Raw genomic sequence first — 19,244 nt, 5'->3', positions numbered from 1 at the left:
CGGCTATAATTTTAGTTTTACTTTTCTTTCGTTTTTAATTGCCGGAACCTGTTCCTGTTCAAATTCCAACTCTTCATCAAGTTGATAATCCATAACTGGTAGAAACACGCCGGGCCCAATTTCCAACCCTTCATCCCATACAGCTTCTACATCAATTGGCGCCAGATTATCGTCAACTTTCACCATTGCATCTGCTTTTTGTTTCTCCCTTATATTTTCTTCAATTTCTTTGGAAAGTACAAGCAGCTGGGCTTTCATTTCTTTGAGCTCATCTTCTCTTTCAAAAGGCTTAGCAACGATTTCCTCTAGCATCGGAAGATTGCGCTCAGCATCGTCAATTTTCTTTTGGTATTGCTCTTTAATATTACTTACCCTGTCAATCGCATTGAGAAAATAACGGGCTGCCAGCTTTGGATTATCCAAATTAGGTATACCGTAATTATAGGTGTATTTGATACCGGATTTGGGGTTTTCTGCATACAGTGAATTTTCGTATTTACCATAAGTATTTTCCCTTTTAATAATCAGGTCAAAGCCATATAGGGTGCCTATTTTTTCGATCTTCGTTGCGACATCTACCTCAAGAATTCCGAATTGCTGATACAGCCGCAAGACCTGCTTGCCGATATCTTCGGATTCAGTGCTTTTTACCCCGATGATCCGGACCGGGTTGAGCTTTATACCATCTTTATCGAATTGAAGTGCCTTTTTGTATTGTACCTCATCGGCAGTAAGCAACTCGAGAGTCCTCGCATTTTTCTCCTGCTCCTGCATTAGAAAATCTATCTGATAGCGTGACCGGGAAACATCCCTGAAATGAGCAGTTTTAAGGCTTTCCATAACAGCTACTTTTTTCTCCAGCTTGCTTTTCTCCAACAAGGAAGTGTCGCCGGAAAGAATAGCTATATATTCCGAAAAATTCATTCCGCTCTTTTCATCCATAGAGCCTTCATCGATGCTCCTTACATTCAGCTCGCTGTTCTTCATCTGTGAAATAAAAAGCTGTTTGTTCTTTAGCAGGTTGAACTTATAATTATCCAGGCTCTGTTCCACGGCATAGATATAGTTCATGACCTTATTGCCGTAAAAATTCTTAGCAATCCTGTTGCCCTGCCTTGCTCCCCGGCCGTTGCGCTGCTCCAGCTCTGATGGTTTCCAGGGAATATCCATATGGTGCATGGCTACGATACGTTCTTGTACATTCAAGCCGGTCCCTGCCTTCTCCGTGCTTCCGATCAGGATACGGATCTCGCCCCTGTTCATTTTTCGGAACAGCTCAGGTTTCCTTTTCTCTGACCAGTTATGGATAAAGGTGATTTCCTTTGCAGGTATATTAAAATCCTTAACCAGCTTATCCTTTAAAGCGTCATAGATATTGAACTGGCCGGGCTTCGGTGTTCCGATATCAGAAAATACAATCTGGGTTCCTTTATGGACCTGGCTTTTGGCATACCATTCGGCAACATTCCTGGCACATACATTTACCTTATTATCCGGGTGATCGCCATACCGGTGGGGATGCACCAGCCGAAGATCCGCAGACATTTTTTTTGCATAGTTGGTAGCAATAAGCATCCTTGCCTTATCTTCCGAAGATGAAAGCTTGGGCCTGCCCAAAACAGTTGCATCACCGTTTTTGGCAAATACCATTAAGCGCTTTATAAAATCCTGCTGGTCGGGTGTAGGTTTTATATTGACAAGCACCTCATCCAGGGCAGGTTTATCCAGGCTTATATGTTGTGCTGTCTTATAATCCGTGATCTCATTATAAAACATAGCCAGCTCCGGAACCTTGATAAAATGGCGGAACCGCTCTTTAGCAATGATCTGGTTAGTAACAGAAAATTCAAAGTCCGTGGTTTTACGGGCAAATACCGCCGCCCAGCCATCGAAGTTTTCAATGCCCTGCCGGGCCATTTCTTTCGGACGCAGGTATTTGAAAATAAGGTACAGCTCGGTCAGGCTATTGGAGATCGGTGTACCGCTTAAGAAGGTAACACAGAGATCGGAATCAAACTTTTGTTGCAGCGTGCGCACGGCAAAAAGCATATTGAGCGCCTTCTGACTGCCCTCTACATTGCCAAGCCCGGCGACCCGGTTATGCCTGGTGGTAAACGTCAGGTTCTTGAATTTGTGGGATTCATCAATGAATAAATGATCAATGCCAGTCTGGCGAAAATCTATACCCTCATCTTTCCGGTCCGCTATCCTGTGCTGTATGTCCCGTAACTTGCCTTCAAGATTGCTCTTCCTGATCTCCAGTCCTTTTAGCATCGATTTGGAAATATCCCCGTCGAGCGATCGAAGAGTATCCATGTCCATTTCGACACAATCCATTTCGGCGGATAGAATTTCCTGCTGCACTTCGGCAGCCTGGGGAATTTTTCCAAACTGATCATGGGTCAGTATAATACAGTCCCAGTTATTGTTTTTGATTTCGTGAAACAGCCTGAGCCTTTTAGAAGGCTCATAATCGTTTTCATCGGGTGCCAGTACCTTTGCATTAGGGTAGGCCAGCCGGTAAGTATTCCGGATCTGGTCCACATTGGCTTTGAGCGCGAGGATCATCGGTTTGGATACAATGCCCAGTCTTTTCATTTCCTGCGCAGCAATGATCATGGTAAGTGTCTTACCAAGGCCGACTTCATGATCAATCAGTCCACCCTTGTTCTGTACGACACGCCATGCAGCATCCTTTTGCGAGTCATACAAATCAGATATGCCCAGTGCGTGCCTGTCCAGGCCGGGAAAAGTCAGGTGGCTTCCGTTGTACTCCCGGAGCCGGTAACAGTTGAACTTTTCGTTATATAGGTTTTCGAGGTTTTTCTGCTCTGCTGCTGGCAATTCCTGGAGCCAGTTGATAAAACCGGTCCTGATGCTTTCAATTTTTTGGTGGGCAAGTTGTGTGGCCTCGTTATCCGGAAGCCTGATCTTCTCACCATCAATTGTTGTTTCATAAGTAAAATAGGGCGCTGTATTTTCCAGAGCATTTTCCAACAGGGTATATCCATATACTTTCCGCCCGTTTTTGGGCTCAATGGCATATTCCTGCTCGATCTTTGCATTACGGGAAACTGGCGTTACCTTGAATGCATCCAGGGACGGCAGGTAGTTGATTTTTGTTTCAACGGCAAAAAGCTGCGTTGCAAATTCTTCATAATACCGTACCGGTATCCACCTTTCCCCCAGATTGAAGTCCAACAGTTCAAACGGGATATTTTCCGGCTGCGCCTTTTCAAGGGCTTCAAGGCTTTTTTGATATTGTAAAGCATTTTCGGCATCAGGTGTCAGGCCCTGTATTTTCTTCAATCGGTCTACAACGTTCCCACTCAGAAAAGCATCAGCGGTCTGCCAAACACCCAATACCGGATTTTGAAAAACATGGTTCCCCAGTTCTGCTATGGTTTCAGCCTCACTTTTATGGATCAATTCTGAAATAAAGTCCAAATCAACTTTGCCCTTTACGTTAAGGCAATGTGCCAGCGCATCAACAGCATCCTCTGTTTCAAAACTGGATTGCGGTTTATTCAGGTTTATCGAAAAAATATCGGATTTGATATACTGGTCTTTTTCGCGCCGCTCCAGTGAAGAAAGCATGGTAATACCTAAAGTTGCATCGGCCAGCAAAAGTCTTTGGTTGCTTTTAGTATTGAGCTGTCCATATTGTTTTACCAGCCGGTCATAATTTTCGTTCAATTGCTTCCTTAATTGATCCGCCTCGTTCTGGGAACCGCCTCCGGCTTCAACAGTAAACAATTCCTGATAGACATCTCTTGTCTGGATGTACTGATTATAAAAATCCTGGTGGTCATTTTCAGCTAACGGCTTAAATAAAGGTTCTGCCTTTTCCCGGTCTGCAAATACCAGGTTTCCGATCTGGCTGCCTGATAGGACAAGCATTCCCTCCGTATAAAAAGGCTTCATATCCTGGAAAGGAATTGTGGCGCTACGATCTATGCCTAATGCATCTTCAAAATTCTTGTCCCCTTCATAGATATAATCATAAGCATATTGCTGAAGATCCTGGTTAAGCTTCTTTAATTCAAATCCAAGCTGGGAAGCATTCATCCACTGCGCGGATAAATCGATCTCTGCGAGGTTGGAATACAGTTTATAGGTATAATAATTTCCCTTAGCCGTTTTGCCCGTCAATAGCAATATGCTCTCATGCTCCGGGCGTTCCGTTGTCTTTACCGTGCTGATGATCCTTACGCTCTGTTTTTGAATATAGTTATGATCCTCTTCCTGCAGGTAGGAAAATGCTCTGTTGATCGTATCAGCTGGCATTGCCTCAAAAAGCCCTAATTGTACGGGAGCTTCCAGCTGTTTTGTTTCCGGTACGGGCAAAAAGGTGAGCTTTTTACCCGGGGCACTGATTTCTTTTGCCTCCTTTAAGGAAGGAAAATTCTTTTGTTTGAAATTGACAGAAAAATCAGTACTCAGCTGCTCCAGAAGGGGCTGCCGCAATAACTCCAAAGAGCCGGATTGGCATACCATTTCATGGGCCTTACCATATTGATTAAAGCCAGGACTAACCTCACCAAGATAAATGTGCTCATTGCCCGGTTTTGCTATATAAGTATTCAGGTTATAATCGCCGAACTGGTTTGCTGATTGAACGGTTCTAACCAATAATTGCTCGTTGGCAGAAAGCCCCTGCTTCGAAGCATTTTTTTGAACGATCAGCAAATGGCTTGGCGCTTCGGTATTTCCGGTATCTTTCATCAGGTTATCCGGCATGACCATAAGACTTACGAAATCCGCATGGTCAAATAAAAATTGCCGGGCAGCTTCGTTGGATGGGCTGTTTAAAAAGCCGTTTGTTGTAATATAGGCCAGCAGACCGCCATCGGCGAGTTTATCCAGCCCCTTCGCAAAAAAGTAATTATGGATTTTGCCCGTCAGCTGGGGGTTCCTGATCTCCGGATCATAAACCGAGAAATTGCCGAAAGGAATATTACTGATCACCAGGTCATAGTTCCCATTATCAGCAGCACCGGTTTGCTCCAGCCCGGTAACATGCACTTCTATTTCATTTGGGATAGTACTGCAGAGCGCTTGTAAAACCTTGCCTGTTAATAAATCCTTTTCAATTGCGGTGATCCTGGCATCCGGATAATTTGCCGCGGCTTCGGTTACAAAGACACCGGCTCCGGCGCTGGTTTCCAAAATATGCCGAGGTTCTATCCCATTTTCCTTTAAGACCTTGAATATGGTCTGGGGGATCAATTCCGGAGTATAAAAGGCGGAAAGGATGCTGTTCTTAAGGGAGGCAACTACAGTTTTAAATTCACCTTCTCCAAAATGATCCTTAAGCAGCGAATACAAAACTTCAACTTCACCGTAATATCTAAAATCCGAATCCGTTGCACCACGTGAAGTCCACTCAGGTCTGGTGCCCGGCCCCAGCAGAACACTTTTTATTCCGCCAAAACCTGAATACTTTTTAAGGTTGGCAATCTGGCTTTGATCCAGCACCTGGCCTTCGCGGTAATCCAGGGCTATCCGGATTGCCGCTATATTATCGTAAAGTTTATCTGCTGTATTATATGCCATCGTTCACACCTTTTCCGCCTCACCCGGGCATTGCTTTAATTCAAATACTCATGCACTTTGCCGATCACTGCATAGCGTAGAAACCGGTTATCTTCATTTGCTTCACTGAAATCAAAATCTTCGAAAGTTTCGCTGCAGCTTTTAATGAGGTTGAGCACCTCATACCGCAGCACACCTATTTCCCGGAAGTTTTCAAAGTCCTGTTGGAATTCTGTTTCAAGAATTTCAAGCAGGTAGTTATACCGGGAGGGCTTTAGCGCGACGGTCATCTCGTTAAGTGCCAACTCCTCGATGATGTAAGCTGGTTTCTCTTCTCCCATGAGCCTGAGCACAAGGGGCATCACCTGGCTTACCTTGTCTTCCAGATAAGTACCGGTCGTAAGATCACCTTCCAGCCTTATGAGCAGGTCCGGGTTATTGATCAGGATAAAAGCCTTCAGTTTTTCTTTAAGAATGTTTAGCATAGCAGTATTTTTTTTAGAGCCGTTGGCCTTTCTTTTTTGTTCTCATGCCCTGGATTTTCAGGCATTTTAACTCACGCACTTTTGGCGGCAGTAATTGCCCGGTATAGGTTGTTCCCTGCCGCTGCGACAGCCCCACAGGGTCCAGCACTTTTAGGGCTGGAACATAAACCTCTCTTACGGTCGAAGGATATTGAGCATGGATGCTATAATTCCCCAGATAGATATTTTTTGTAACGGTATCGTAAAAGAACCTGGTTAAACCTTCCTGTTCTCCGATGTCACCAAGGGTCATCCTGTTGTATGGGTTATCCACTTGGCGGAATTCATGCTTTTGTATATCCACAAAAAACTCGGTGCCCTTGATATCGACAATGGGCAGTTCCCGTTCTAAGGGATCAACCTGCCCGGCAGGTTTATATCCCATATATTTTTCCATGCCCATTATATCCCGAAGAATGATTTGATGATCGTTGCCACCACCACCAGGAAAATGCAGCTACCGAACCATGCAGAGGCTACCTTTGAGGTATCCGGGTCACCGGCGTTCCATTTCTGATATACCTTTACTGCTCCTATAAGTCCAAGCAGTGCACCGATTGCATACATCAGGTTACATCCTGAATCGAAATATCCACGTACCTTTTGGTTGGCTTCATTGATGCCGGCAACTCCATCCTGGGCCGTGGCACACATACTTGCGGCAACCAATACAAGGGTGATTAAACCCGGTTTTACTCTTTGGGAGATCTTGATCAATCCCTGCTTCACCTTTTCCATCTTCAATGATTTTATCGCTCCACTTGATAGCTTTTGCTATCCTTCTTTTTCTCAAATCCTTTCCCATGGCTCCCCGGCTGTCCCGCCAGGGAGCGGGGAAAGTTGCTGCCGGTTTCCACCTCATCCTCAAATCAAACCAACCACACCGGCAGCGGTAACTTTGCGGGCAAACCTTCCCCAACATCCTCCATTTCCATCCGCTGAAGGCTGCCCGCAATTCCTGTATGTTTTTATTTTGTACAGCCCTCAGAAACGAGCAGCTGTAATTTGTGTTGGCGTTTTATACAAAACGGGGCAACGCTCTCCACCGCTTATCCAATTCTTCCTCACTGAACGTTACCCCGCAAATACTTTCCGCATGTTGTATAATGAAATTATTAAGAGCGATCCTGTAGGCAGGTCTGCGTAACCCGCTATAGTTGTCCAGTCGTTGACTAAGCTGCTCCAGCAGTTCGTCCTTGCTGATTTCTTTTCCTGCCTGCTCCAGGATGCGCTCTTTTATATCGTCTATGATTTCTTCCAGTTCTTCAAAAGGATCAATATCCTGCCCACGGTCATCTTCATGGGTTTGCTCTTCTACGCGGTCGGCTTGTTTATTTCTTCTACCAGTTAAATTGTTTATGATCTTTTTCCTGTAATAGAGCAGGCCGATCAATGCGTAATAAACCAGAACAGCTATTATTACCGCCGTCCCATATTGCTTCCAGGTTATTGCTTCGAACATTTTCATATCTTTTGGTTTATAAATGACCGGGTTTATTCCCGTTGTTTACGATAGCAAAAGTGCAGCAGATTGGAAGGCATCTTTTACAACCTGTACCAAGGTTGTCCAGATTTATTTTTCGGAAGATTTTTATAAAAATTTGGTGGTTGACGAGCAGGCCGGAAGGATAACCTTTGTTAATCTTATCTGAGAGCTAGCAGACCGATTGTAAATAACTCATTTTACCGGTTTAGCTTTACAATTTTGGTAAAGGTTGAAAGCCTTTTTATACTGCTAATAATTCGTAAATTATCTTGCAACAGGATAAATTTTGGGCACAAAAAAAACCGCCTTGAACAGGCGGCTTAATAGGAACAACAAAAGTCTGACTAAATTATTCATCTTTTTGGTCCAGCATTCTATCTAGCGATACTGTGAGATCATCAAGGAAAGGATGCCGGCTCTTTTTCCGGATCAACATTCCGTGAAACACACGGTATGGATTCCCCACGTTCACATTAAAAGCAGCTTCAAGAACATTTACTACCTGGATCACATCGCCTTTACCAAAGTTGATAGCACCCCTTGCCTGCAGGGCATATGCCAATTCGATCAATGCCGACTTGGTATCAGTCCAGGTTAATTGGTTTTTGTTAGAAAATGAAGTTTGATTTTGGATATTGGTAGCTATTGGAGGATTAATCTGCTGATTCAGGTGAGCGCACAATTTTTCGTAAGCCTGCAGCTTTGATAGAATAAAGCTTTTAGGCGTTGTAAAGGTCAGGTCCATATCCAGCATATAGACAGGAACTTCAGAAGCATGAAGGTTTTTACGGAGAAACCACAGTTCATCAAGATTGCTGATACCTCTACGGTAATAATTATAAACATGCTTATTACGGTCAAAATAGGTTGCTTTAGCTTCAAGGATTTTAATATAATAATGCTTCAGCTCCTCTTCGGATCCGATCGGCTTATGGGCTTCCGTTTCGTAAAGTTCATTGTAAAAAATTAACTCACGCAGAAACATCGGCTTTATCTCCTTAAAAAAAATGATCTCTTCCTTTTCATCCTGAAATTTATAGGTTATGAAAAATTCCTTAAGTTTTTTCAAGATACTATCCATAAGATAAAATGACTGTTCGGCCTGTTGCAAGTGATTTTCCGTTTCAATAAAGATCCTTTGCAGTTCGGTATCCATTTTCGTTAACAGCGCTCTCGAAAACTTGTCCATATTTGTGGTGTTTGGTGCCTGGATTGATTCCATGTTTATATGATCAGTTATAATTGACTGAACGAAACTACATTGGAATAGACCCCATAGGATAGCGTCCAAGGGCCTTTATATCATGAAGTAGGTAAAGTAGAGGGTGAAATACTTCGTGAAATGATGAAGTATAAAAAACCAACCGATGCAAATTATTTTAAATTGGAATCTTTGGATAGAGTAGATGTATATCTGTCGGTGATATGTGGAAAATTGTAAGTTTATCGAGCAGATTCGCTTACGGTTTTTATGCAACAGGATGTAAACCTGGAATAAGTTACAGGCTAATACCTTAAATTCAAACCGCTACTTTCTGAAGTGTCTTATATGCTCACTTAAGACAAAGAAAACATAATCTTCTATGGCTTCTTCTTCAATAGAACTGACACCTTTCTGAAATATTCCTTTATTACGCAATTCGAACTGGTCATTAGGAAGAGTTTTAAAAAACTCCCGAAGAGAATCATTAATTAATGGGTTATAATATGCCATAGTTTTGGTAATCAAAACGTTCGTCCCAACCATATCAATAATGCATAATACCTCATTTAAATTAACCTGCATCAAAATTTCATGCTGCCAAACGAGAATTGGCAGGTTATTTTTATACTTGGTATTTTTCAAACGCGGTGTAACGATGAGATAGCACAAGAATAGAATAATGTTGAAAATGACCAGCGTCTCATTGATTAACGCCACCGAGATTTTGCCTTGACTCAAATGTCCTTCCCAAAAATTACCATAAGTAATACCAAACAGCCCCGTAATTTGCCATATCAAAATCCGTGGCGCAACCACACCAAGAAAAAATTGATGTATTCCGACTTTCAAGTTATTGGCTTCTATTCCATAATGTTTCGTGCACCATATATGAATCTGGTAAATATACTCCAGCACTAAAAATGTTAGGAAAGTGGTAAGCCCTTTTCCAAGCCAGTAATTATTTTCAGCAAAGTTTTTTCCGGTCGCTATCGAGTCGAAATCCAATACGGTTAATGAAACGAGTAAAGAAAAAAGGAATCTGCTAAACCGTGAAGGGTAATACTTTTTGTTATGTGCCTTACTTATGAAAATGGTAAATAATTTCATTACTTAAAATTTAATGATAATCTAGAATGCTCATCTATCTTTGTTTAACCCTATTTAAAAATTCCACCTTGTAAATTTTCCCAATGCCAATCAGCTTGCCGCCACCAATGTAGATATGCAAAGTATCATATCGCTCCATAAAATCCAGATTTATAATGTAAGACTTTTGCACCCTTATGAACTGCCGGTCGTCAATCAGCAGCTTATCTATTTCTTTTAAAAGTATGAAGCTTAAATATTTCCTGCTTTCGGTATATACTTCAACATAATTTGATGACCCTTTTATATACCTGACCTCTGCTTTCGGTATTTGAAAGGACGAGGCTCTTCCATCACCAGGAATAATTAGGAATTGTTTTTTTCCCTTTTCCTGCTCTTCCAATTTAACACGTACACGATTTATGGCCTTTAGGAACCTTTCATAGCCGAATGGTTTCATAACATAATCGACAACCCCATGTTCATAGGCTTCAGGACCATGATCTTTGTGCGCGGTAACGAACACAATTAAAGTAATGTTTTTTAATTCATTTGCCATCTCTGTACCTTTCAAGACTGGCATTTCAATATCTAAAAAGACTAGATCAGGTTTGATTTTTCTCGAAAGTATTTCTTCTAAAGCTATTTCGGGATGTGTTTGGGAACCTACAAGATGGGTTCCTGGCGTATTTTTTATATATAGGGAAAGAAGCGAAATGGCAGCTTCACTATCATCAACAATGTAAATTCCAATGTTTATCATATCATGATTCTTACCTCAACAAAGTATTCATTATCCTGGATCCCAAAATTGATTGAATGTTTGCCTGGAAAATATTTATCCAGTCGCTTGGTAATATTGTCGTGCCCTGAATTTTTACCTTGCTTACGCACACTCCTATTTACTTTATTGCTGGACATAAAATAAATTTGCTGATCAGCATAGCCAAATCGCACTAGCGCAGGACGGCTCGAATCCTTAAGATCACCATACTTAAAAATATTTGTTATAAAATCGACAAATAACATTGAGGGAATATTAACTTCTAGATGATCGGTAGCTTGGTCAGCAATAAAAGAAATTTCAAGTTCGTCGTTATGAATCAACTTGTGCAAGCTGATGACGTTTTCCATATTTTCAGCTTCCCGTTTTAATGTGGACATATCTGATTCTTTTTCTGATACCATTGCATACGCCATGATTTCAGCCAGCTGAAATATAGATTCTGATTCTCTGGGTGCTACCTCGTGGATTCTTAGGTATAGTGCATTTAAAGAATTATAAAGTAGATGAGGATTTACCTGTGACCGTAAAAAAGCAATCTCAAGATTGTTTTCCCGGCTCATCGATTCGCGCTTTAATTGCTCCACTTCAACCAACCTATCTGCTTTTTCCCGGTAAAATCTTGCATACCAATATGATAATGCCAGCGTGAAAATGTAGCTGCTTCTGGTTATAGAGCTTAAGCTATCATCTATCGTTAATCTGATCGAAAACTTGCCATTTATCCAGGATTCCAGTATTTCGTTTACTATAAATAAAACCATCGCATAAACCGGAATAATAAATATCGCAATGCAAATTCTGATTCCTTTTGATACTGAAAATCGCAATACCCAAGGCAGGAAAATCCAGGTAACTAAAAAGAAATAGGAAATGTCGAAAGCATAGAAAATGGTAAAAATTCCAATTGTAGCACTGGTACCGTTGATTAATACTTTGCCTGCATCACAAATGATGAATACAATCACTCCAAAGATCTGCCAGGCAATTACCTGGAAATTCTTAGGTAAAATTTTGGGTTGATAGGTGTTTTCCATAACTCTTGAGTATTTCACATCGTGAAAGCATGCTTTCACATAATAAATTTTGAACCGGGGCAATGTTGCCATTACCTTTATTAAAAGAGAAACGATAAATGATTTAAACCGAAAAAACCAGGAATCCATGAACACGAAAACAACACCACACCAGCCTGTCTTGACTAAAAGGACTAGCTTTATTTTCAAGAAAAGTAATAAAGCGAATGATGCAGCAGCCAGCACTTTGCATCCAACAACAACAAATACCGTTAGCACAACGGTAAGCTTTAACTGCCCTTAATACTTCTAAGCCGGTAACAACCGGCTTAAGATCTCCATAAAGTTAAAACCTAATCAGATAGCTATTTCATGTTTATCTAAAAATAAGCAGGTTAAAACCTTTCGGTTTTTAAGGTATTTAAAAGTAAACCTTATTTTCATTGATGTTTGGTGAATGATGCTTGGTTCTATGTAAGACTACACTGTTCTATTCGCCGTACTGTTTCAATGCTTCTTTGGACCTAATCTTATCTAAACCAAAATCCTCCAAATCTAAAACGCATCAAGATGAAACGTTTTAAATTAGTGCTCAGCGCGGCCGTATTGGTTGCTGCATGTTCTTCCACCGCCATGGCAGGAACTCCTAAAGTCGAAACTAAAGACGCTAAAAGTGAAGCGCCTGTAGAAACGTCTGTTAAAGCGAAACAATCGCATACCTATTGGATTCAAAGCCGTGATGGTAGCGATTATGTATTGACTAATACGCCATCGCCGCAATGTGGCCAGGCTACTGTAGATCCGTGTAAGATCACAACTGACGATGATTTCTCCGGCACAATGAGAATTGATCAGGATAAAGTCGATTCCGAAAACGGAGTAACTATTGACGAGCTGCGGCCGGCATTGTAGTAATAAAGGTGCTGGGGAAATAAATATCCCCAGCATCTATTTTGCTTTTTTGATTTCTTCGATCAGTGTTTGGATCTTAAAAAGATCCGTTGTATTTGCCTTAACAATACGGTTATTTGAATCCGCCAATATAACCGCAGGAGCACCAGTGATGTTATTGTTCTTAATGAAAGGATGATTCAGGTTAAGCACTCCGGTGTAAAAATTGTATGGGTTATCCCTATCCGTATAAATACCACTATTGATACTTTTCACCCATCTCTTTCTTGATGTATCAATGGAAATTGTCACAAAAACCACCTGACTGTCACCTTTGAAATATTGCTCCACTTTGGACAACACATCATTATAATATATTGAACAAGCACTACAGCCAGTGAACCAGATGTCGAATAATATCACTTTCCCTTTCAATACGGAAAGATCAAAATCTCTACCGGAAGTATCAACAAAATTATAGTTTCCCAGAGGTTTACTCTGATACAAATTTCGCAAAGAACTCAGATAGGCAGAAACCTTTTTTGACCTGATGGTGTACTTTGCATCTTTATAAATGCTGTCGGCACTATTATCCGCCTTTTCAAAGGCGAATTGATAACCTATAAGTTCGTCCCTTAAGATTCCCGAATATCTTTTTTTTATCTCTCCATATATCCATGACGCACGCTCATCGCGAAATCTAAGCCTGGACTCCGTTTTCAGTGCATAAAAAAGGTATTTAATTGCAGCAGGGCTAAGTGATAGAGTCGTTGTGTCAAATGGCAGTATGTAATTTGTAGCATAAATGTCCTTCGACTTATTGATCAAAGACTCTATGATTTGGTCATCCAATTTTTTTCCTGCTATACTGTCTCTAAAAGATGCATAAATTCCAAATGCATTAACAAAGCATGCATCGGCCGTTAAAATTCGTCTTGAAAGGGAAGACATTCCAATAGAATTATCTTCAAGGACCTTCAGCCTGGCATTTATGATCGTTTTATTAGGGGAATTGAAAGTGGGATGAATAATAGTGTCCAAAACCTGTTTTGGTGGCAAAAATGTGAAAACCTTTTGACGACACTCATATTTTTCACGTCCTTTGCCATAAAATTTAGCCTGTACATTTCGCCCGATCATTTTACCAAAAGTATCTAACTCCATTAAAATCGAATCCCCCTGTTCCCACATAAAAGGTATAGTTAAAGTCTTAAAGTTTACCTCGCGTCCCTTTGCATTTGCTTTGTGCAGATCCCAATAACCAAATGTATCGTCGGTAGTGACTTTGAAATCAAAAGTTCCGTTTTCGCTCAATGTACTTTTGTATTGTACAACACCAAAGGCATTCCTATTATCTAAACTTTTCGGGCCGACAACCAGAATCAACGTATCATTTTCCGTTGCATTTTTACAACGGATGGATAATTGAAAGGACACCTTTGACTGGATTCGTTTTGATGGGGTATTCATTATATAATTTGGCTTTGCGAGCATCATTTGGACGCTGGACAGCAAAACTATAATCACGTATATGGATTGTTTTATTTTTAACTTTTTCATGCGCAATATATTTATCTATTGTTTTGTTGAATACCGGTAATTTGAATTTCACTGTCCGGAATAGGCAAGGTATATTTCGGGTCATTTGGAGGCAAAGAAAAGGTCTGTCCATTTATTGTTCTAAATAACGTTTTTGCAAATTTTGGATCTTTATTTAATCTCCTCAAATCTTCCCATCTGAAAATCCCGGTAAAGGCGAGCTCTTTTCTTCTTTCTGCAAGGACAATTTGTAATGCAACGTCTGCACTTTGGGCAGTCAGCAGTTTGAAAGTCCCGGTTTTAAACCTGTTTACCAAAAGCGTGTTTATATCCTGCATCGCTTCAGATGTCTTACCTGATCGCGCATAACACTCCGCACGTATTAAATAAGCTTCGTTAATGGATATTCCACTAAATGCTACGCTACTTCCAGAATAAGTTCCCCGGATCTTCCATAATCCGGTGGATGTATCTTTAGCATAAAAAAATATTTTCCTCAGATCATTATTATCATAACTGTTGTAGAGTTCCTGGTCAACAAAACCAGTATTTAAGGTAGTTGGCAGTATAGAAACATATCCATTACCAAATGCCAGGAATAATACTTCAGGATTACCTAATCCATTAGCTGGAAATCTGTAGGTGGTATTTAAGTTTACAACGCCATTATTAAAGTCTAAGAGTACCCCTGATTCCCGGATCGCCTGATCAGCATATTTTGATGCCATTTCAAAATTGTCCATATTCAACAATATTCTTGCTACCAAAATCATTGCCGCCGATTTTATTGGCCGGGTTTGATACTTCGCAACACTTGGAAGCAACGTTATAGCCTGCGACACATCATCTATAATCTGATTGTAGGTATCCTGAACGGTTGCGCGGCCGTAGATTACATTCACATCAGAGGTTATGCGTAATGGTATTCCCAGGTCATTTGATGCGTTGTTAAGGGAATACGGTTTTGCAAAGGTCTGAGCCAGATAATAAAATGCGTAAGCTCGCCAAAACAATGCCTGACCTTTAATGAAATTATATTCATTGGAGCCGGATTTAAGTTTTCCAAGTCCATCCAGAACTATGTTTGCATATTCGACAATAGTATAAAAATTATTCCATCCCTGACTAACATTTGTACTCCAAATGGACTGTTTCCATTGGTACAAATTCTTTTCTTCTTCTGGAGCTGCCGCCAAATTCACATCGTTTATATATATGTCATCCGTTCCAACGGCTCCAGCAAGATTAAAAACGCTAGTCAAAGTAGTTGTGTTGTCCAGGATAGCCTGGAAGTCTGCAAGTGTTTGAGGCACAACGTCGGCTTTGTTCCGTTTTACATCTAGCCATTCATCCTGTTTCTTACAATTGAAATGAGGGAGCATTATTATTAAAACTGCCAAGGCAGTAAAGAATTTCATTGTAAATCTTTTCATAATTATTTTATTAGAAGTTTGTATTAACACCGAATGCAATTGTAAATGGATTAGGTAGGGTATGCGTAACATTTGAGCCTATTTTATCCGGATCGATGCCCTCCTTGTTTGCCCTCCAGATAATCCCGATGTTATTAGCATAGGCATACAGTTGCAGCGCCCGGATCACTTTACTTTTGAGCACAGAACTGGTAAAGTCATAGCTTAACCTGACATCTTGCAGGCGTATATGATCTCCCTTTTCAACGAGTGCGTCTGAAAATTGGTAGAACGTATTGCGGTTGCTGTTGTTTGGATATACCAAAGAAGGTACTGAGGTAATTAATTCATCTCCGGGCTGCTTCCATCTTTGACTGAAATCACTACTGGCATTGCTCCCCAGGACATCCTGATAGTTTAGCGTGGTTGATGGCTTTCTAAAATAATAATTCAGCTTGTAACTGATGTTAAGAGATAGTCCAAAGCCTTTATAATAAAAGTCGTTCCGTAAGCTCCCGAACATGCCCGGCCTGTAGGAGCCATTGTATTTTAAGCTGTCCGGATTAAAGTTCCGGATTATACCTGCATAATCCTTACTTACCTTACCATTCAAATAACCCTGGGGATCACCACTAGTGGGATCTAATCCTGCCCATTGATAACTGAATAGACTAAACAATGACTTTCCTACAATTCCAAGTCCGGTCTGCATCGTACTTGAAGTTTGCAGTACATCATAACGCAACAACTTATCCGTGATACCGCTTAATAAAAGCGTTGATGACCAGCTAAAATGCCCGCGGATATTTTGGCTTTGCAAAGTCAGATCATAGCCTAAGGTTCTTGTCGCCGCCGCATTACTGGTAAAATTGGTAAAGCCCGTTTGCGGAGCCAGGGGAGTTCTTTGCAATAAATCCTTACCCTCTTTTTTGAATAATTCCAGAGAGCCGGAAATTCTGTTTTGGAAGGCGGAAAAGTCAAGGCCTAAATTCAAATTCTCTACCTTCTCCCATCTTAGTTCCGGATTTGGTGCAGTGGTAATTGCCAGCCTGCGGGCGCCAGTTATCAGGGCCGTCGTATACGTTCCGGTCAGATAGGCGCTTCCATTGTAAACATTACCATTAAATCCGTAAGTAGCCCGCAATTTTAAATAAGGTAACCAAGCCACCTTATAAAAATGCTCTTTGCTTATATCCCAACCTAATCCTGTTGACCACAGGGGTGTAATTTTATCATTGGTATTTGCTCCGAAAATGTTCGAGCCGTCTTTGCGTCCACTCAGGTTCAGGGTGTAACGGCTTTTGTAACTATATCCAACATTTGCAAAATGAGAGAGATAGCGTAATGTGGCGCCGGATACGCTTCCGTCAGGGCTAGTGATCATATTGGTCCCGGATGGATTAACCGCATAGGATGTATTGTAATTCAGATTTGTAACGGCTGTACCAAACTGGTCGTTGTACCCATAGGATGTCCTTGAGATTCCTTCTGAAGATACCTCCCTGATCTCTGCCCCGGCGAGAGCATTAACCTGGTGATCCTTTATTGTTTGGTTATAATTCAGCTGAGCACGTAGGTTATAAGTACTCAGCTCACTATTACCAATGGTCAAAATATCCCCCACAGGGAAAATGTAATTGAATGTATTAGATGATGGGGTATATTGGCTATAACGGTTGATCAGGTCCCGGGTATAGTAGGTGTCTTTACTTCTAAAGTCTGTATTTTTAATCGTTTCCTTTTCATTTTGATAATTTATCTCCGTACTTAATTGGGGTATGATCTGGTATTTAGCGCCGACTTTAAAAAGCACATCGGTAATTTTAGTAGTATTGTTTCCGTTTTTGATCTCGTCCAATGGCCTGTAATTCCAATCCAAAAAGCCTTGTTGCAATGTGGTTTGCAGGTAGGACGGTTTAAAGCCCTTTACGATCGGTAACGCATTGCCGTCAGGACCGGCAAACTGTGCGTAGGGATAAATGTTCTGGTATTTGCCACCAATCCCATAATCGCTTCCATACCGGTTGGCTAGGTTGTTATTTAAAATGTTGTTGATACTATAATTCAAACCACCAGTGATTTCCAGATTCTTTATTGGCCGGTAAGTATTGAATATATTTATTGTAGTCCGGTTAAATCCATTTCGCACCTCATTGCTTCGGTTATCATCCTTCCCAATAGAAACGGCATAAGTGAATTCCTTTGTTCCACCTCTGAGGCCAAGGGAATACTGCTGGTTGACTGACTTTTGATAAACATATTTCTCGTAGTCATTGCGCACATCAATATTTTTCAAAAGATCCAGTTGCCGCTCCGCTTCAGTACTTGTTATTGCTCCCGATCTTTGTTGCGTAAGGATGTCTATCACTGGCGATACAGGTGTCTGGGCAGTTGTATTGGTAATGTCCGCATTGAAAAAACCTGCATTAAATAAGATTTTTTCCACTTCGATATATTCAGGAGCAGAAAGGTAATTTTTATCATAAAATAAATCAGGCTTGTTTCCGATGGTCACATTGGTATTCAGCTCTACCTGCATTTTTTGATTCAGCTTCCCTTTTTTGGTGGTAATGACAATTACCCCATTGCCGGCACGGGCACCCCAGATAGAAGCAGCAGCTGCATCTTTTAAAATGGTAATACTTTCTATGTCATTGGGATTGATATTGCTGATCTCGCCCTCATAGGGAAAATTATCTAAGACAATCAATGGATCGGTACCCGCCAGAATTGTACTTCGTCCGCGAATGTTTAACCCCGGATTTCTTGATGAGGCAGCAGAGCTTCTTAAAACAGAAGAGCCTTGCCCGTTGAAATAAACACCGGGTGCTATGCCGTCAATACGTTCGAGGATATTTGTGGAAATCCTTCGGTTGAGCAAAGTATTATCGAGCTGTACAAAGGAACCCGTTGCGCGCTCTTTAGGCAAGGTCTGGTAGCCCGTACTGACAACACTCACCTCTTCCAGCTGTGCCTGACCCTCTTTCAGCGTAATGAGCAGTGTGGTGTTACTACCGACCTGCTGCTCTAAATTGGCGTAGCCTACATAAGAGAACTGGAGCACGACACTTCCATCCGGCACTTCGATCTGAAACCTTCCGTCTTTATCAGTTATTGTTACCTGGTCTGTACCTTTAAGTCGCACAGTAACCGCAGGGATGGGTTGACCTTTTTCATTCTGTACCTGACCGGTAATGGGAAAAGCTTTTTCATTATTTCTATTGCTTTTACGCGACTGGACTTTTACTTTTACAACAATTGTTTTGCCTTTGAGCACATAAATGAGATCCTGATCTTTGAGGCACGCATCCATGGCTTGTGTTAAAGTCGAATTATTAAGCGACAAATCAACAGGCTTGGCATCTTTTAAAATATCTTTTTCGTACCAAAACAGATAGCCGCTTTGCTTTTCAATAAGCGAAAGTACCTTTTCAAGCGGTGCATTTTTTACGGATAGGGTTATGTTTTGACCGTATACCGAAGCGCTGGTCTTCAGACAAAATAATGCGAGAAAAAAAACGACGAGGTTTGTCCGCATAATGATCGCAATTGGGTACCTGCTTTTGGTTTCCGGTTGGGTACCGGTAAAGCCCGTGCAGGTACGCTTCCGCTTTTTGCCAAAGGCATAGCGAAAGCATGTGTAAAATTTCATACTTTTGGGTTTGGTTGGTTGATAAAATGTTGGTCGCGCTGACATGAATTAACCCCAAATTTGCCGGCACCGTCTACAACTCGTTGCCGGCTTTTTATTTCAGGGGAATCATTAA

Annotated in this window: 13 protein-coding genes; 1 reads left to right on the top strand and 12 read right to left on the bottom strand. The window is 41.2% G+C overall.

Annotated elements, in window-relative coordinates; all coding sequences use genetic code 11:
- Positions 1-3 precede the first annotated feature (3 nt).
- The 9 genes from U859_RS0119205 to U859_RS0119160 all read right to left on the bottom strand — a co-directional run bounded on the left by U859_RS0119205 (position 4) and on the right by U859_RS0119160 (position 11,914).
- Positions 4-5,556 carry a helicase-related protein gene (locus tag U859_RS0119205; protein ID WP_025144943.1) on the bottom strand — a complete coding sequence of 1,851 codons (5,553 nt, stop codon included), beginning with the start codon at positions 5,554-5,556 and terminating at the stop codon, positions 4-6.
- 35 nt (positions 5,557-5,591) lie between these two features.
- A complete protein-coding gene (locus U859_RS0119200) occupies positions 5,592-6,020 on the bottom strand; it encodes a hypothetical protein (RefSeq protein WP_025144942.1) in 429 nt (142 codons plus the stop codon).
- Between the two features lie 13 nt (positions 6,021-6,033).
- A complete protein-coding gene (locus tag U859_RS0119195; RefSeq protein WP_162799999.1) occupies positions 6,034-6,456 on the bottom strand; it encodes a hypothetical protein in 423 nt (140 codons plus the stop codon).
- Between the two features lie 5 nt (positions 6,457-6,461).
- On the bottom strand, positions 6,462-6,797 hold the full coding sequence (locus U859_RS0119190) for a DUF4134 domain-containing protein (RefSeq protein ID WP_025144940.1): 336 nt from the start codon (positions 6,795-6,797) through the stop codon (positions 6,462-6,464).
- 280 nt (positions 6,798-7,077) lie between these two features.
- Positions 7,078-7,527, bottom strand: a complete 450-nt coding sequence (locus tag U859_RS0119185) for a hypothetical protein (protein ID WP_162799998.1) — start codon at positions 7,525-7,527, stop codon at positions 7,078-7,080.
- A gap of 367 nt (positions 7,528-7,894) precedes the next feature.
- Positions 7,895-8,767, bottom strand: coding sequence for an RteC domain-containing protein (locus tag U859_RS0119175; RefSeq protein ID WP_025144938.1), 873 nt, complete (start codon positions 8,765-8,767; stop codon positions 7,895-7,897).
- Between the two features lie 306 nt (positions 8,768-9,073).
- Complete coding sequence (locus U859_RS0119170) at positions 9,074-9,856, bottom strand: hypothetical protein (protein WP_025144937.1); 783 nt, start codon at positions 9,854-9,856, stop codon at positions 9,074-9,076.
- Between the two features lie 34 nt (positions 9,857-9,890).
- Positions 9,891-10,598, bottom strand: coding sequence for a LytR/AlgR family response regulator transcription factor (locus tag U859_RS0119165; protein ID WP_025144936.1), 708 nt, complete (start codon positions 10,596-10,598; stop codon positions 9,891-9,893).
- Positions 10,595-11,914, bottom strand: coding sequence for a sensor histidine kinase (locus U859_RS0119160; RefSeq protein ID WP_162799997.1), 1,320 nt, complete (start codon positions 11,912-11,914; stop codon positions 10,595-10,597). The genes U859_RS0119165 and U859_RS0119160 overlap by 4 nt, the downstream gene beginning before the upstream one ends.
- 291 nt (positions 11,915-12,205) lie before the next feature.
- Between U859_RS0119160 and U859_RS0119155 the strand changes: the two genes are divergently transcribed.
- A complete protein-coding gene (locus U859_RS0119155; RefSeq protein ID WP_025144934.1) occupies positions 12,206-12,547 on the top strand; it encodes a hypothetical protein in 342 nt (113 codons plus the stop codon).
- A gap of 36 nt (positions 12,548-12,583) precedes the next feature.
- Here U859_RS0119155 and U859_RS0119150 read toward each other — a convergent pair whose 3' ends face one another.
- From U859_RS0119150 to U859_RS0119140, 3 genes are read right to left on the bottom strand one after another with little or no spacing between them, the layout of a single operon-like run.
- The gene (locus U859_RS0119150) at positions 12,584-14,086 is read right to left on the bottom strand and encodes a TlpA family protein disulfide reductase (protein ID WP_084153112.1); all 1,503 of its coding nucleotides are present in this window, start codon (positions 14,084-14,086) and stop codon (positions 12,584-12,586) included.
- Positions 14,087-14,097: 11 nt separating this feature from the next.
- Positions 14,098-15,498 carry a RagB/SusD family nutrient uptake outer membrane protein gene (locus tag U859_RS0119145; RefSeq protein WP_162799996.1) on the bottom strand — a complete coding sequence of 467 codons (1,401 nt, stop codon included), beginning with the start codon at positions 15,496-15,498 and terminating at the stop codon, positions 14,098-14,100.
- Positions 15,499-15,508: 10 nt separating this feature from the next.
- Complete coding sequence (locus U859_RS0119140) at positions 15,509-19,129, bottom strand: SusC/RagA family TonB-linked outer membrane protein (protein ID WP_025144931.1); 3,621 nt, start codon at positions 19,127-19,129, stop codon at positions 15,509-15,511.
- Positions 19,130-19,244 lie beyond the last annotated feature (115 nt).

The sequence above is a fragment of the Pedobacter jeongneungensis genome, from assembly GCF_000633455.1.
Lineage (GTDB): Bacteria > Bacteroidota > Bacteroidia > Sphingobacteriales > Sphingobacteriaceae > Pedobacter > Pedobacter jeongneungensis_A.
The sequence above is the reverse complement of the archived record's forward strand: the minus strand, read 5'-3'. Positions and strand labels throughout refer to the sequence as shown.

Coding starts and splice junctions, on each gene's coding strand:
- U859_RS0119190 (WP_025144940.1), bottom strand. CDS start 6,797: ATGGAAAAGGTGAAGCAGGGATTGATCAAGATCTCCCAAAGAGTAAAA.
- U859_RS0119185 (WP_162799998.1), bottom strand. CDS start 7,527: ATGAAAATGTTCGAAGCAATAACCTGGAAGCAATATGGGACGGCGGTA.
- U859_RS0119150 (WP_084153112.1), bottom strand. CDS start 14,086: ATGAAAAAGTTAAAAATAAAACAATCCATATACGTGATTATAGTTTTG.
- U859_RS0119140 (WP_025144931.1), bottom strand. CDS start 19,129: ATGAAATTTTACACATGCTTTCGCTATGCCTTTGGCAAAAAGCGGAAG.
- U859_RS0119195 (WP_162799999.1), bottom strand. CDS start 6,456: ATGGAAAAATATATGGGATATAAACCTGCCGGGCAGGTTGATCCCTTA.
- U859_RS0119170 (WP_025144937.1), bottom strand. CDS start 9,856: ATGAAATTATTTACCATTTTCATAAGTAAGGCACATAACAAAAAGTAT.
- U859_RS0119205 (WP_025144943.1), bottom strand. CDS start 5,556: ATGGCATATAATACAGCAGATAAACTTTACGATAATATAGCGGCAATC.
- U859_RS0119165 (WP_025144936.1), bottom strand. CDS start 10,598: ATGATAAACATTGGAATTTACATTGTTGATGATAGTGAAGCTGCCATT.
- U859_RS0119145 (WP_162799996.1), bottom strand. CDS start 15,498: ATGAAAAGATTTACAATGAAATTCTTTACTGCCTTGGCAGTTTTAATA.
- U859_RS0119200 (WP_025144942.1), bottom strand. CDS start 6,020: ATGCTAAACATTCTTAAAGAAAAACTGAAGGCTTTTATCCTGATCAAT.
- U859_RS0119155 (WP_025144934.1), top strand. CDS start 12,206: ATGAAACGTTTTAAATTAGTGCTCAGCGCGGCCGTATTGGTTGCTGCA.
- U859_RS0119175 (WP_025144938.1), bottom strand. CDS start 8,767: ATGGAATCAATCCAGGCACCAAACACCACAAATATGGACAAGTTTTCG.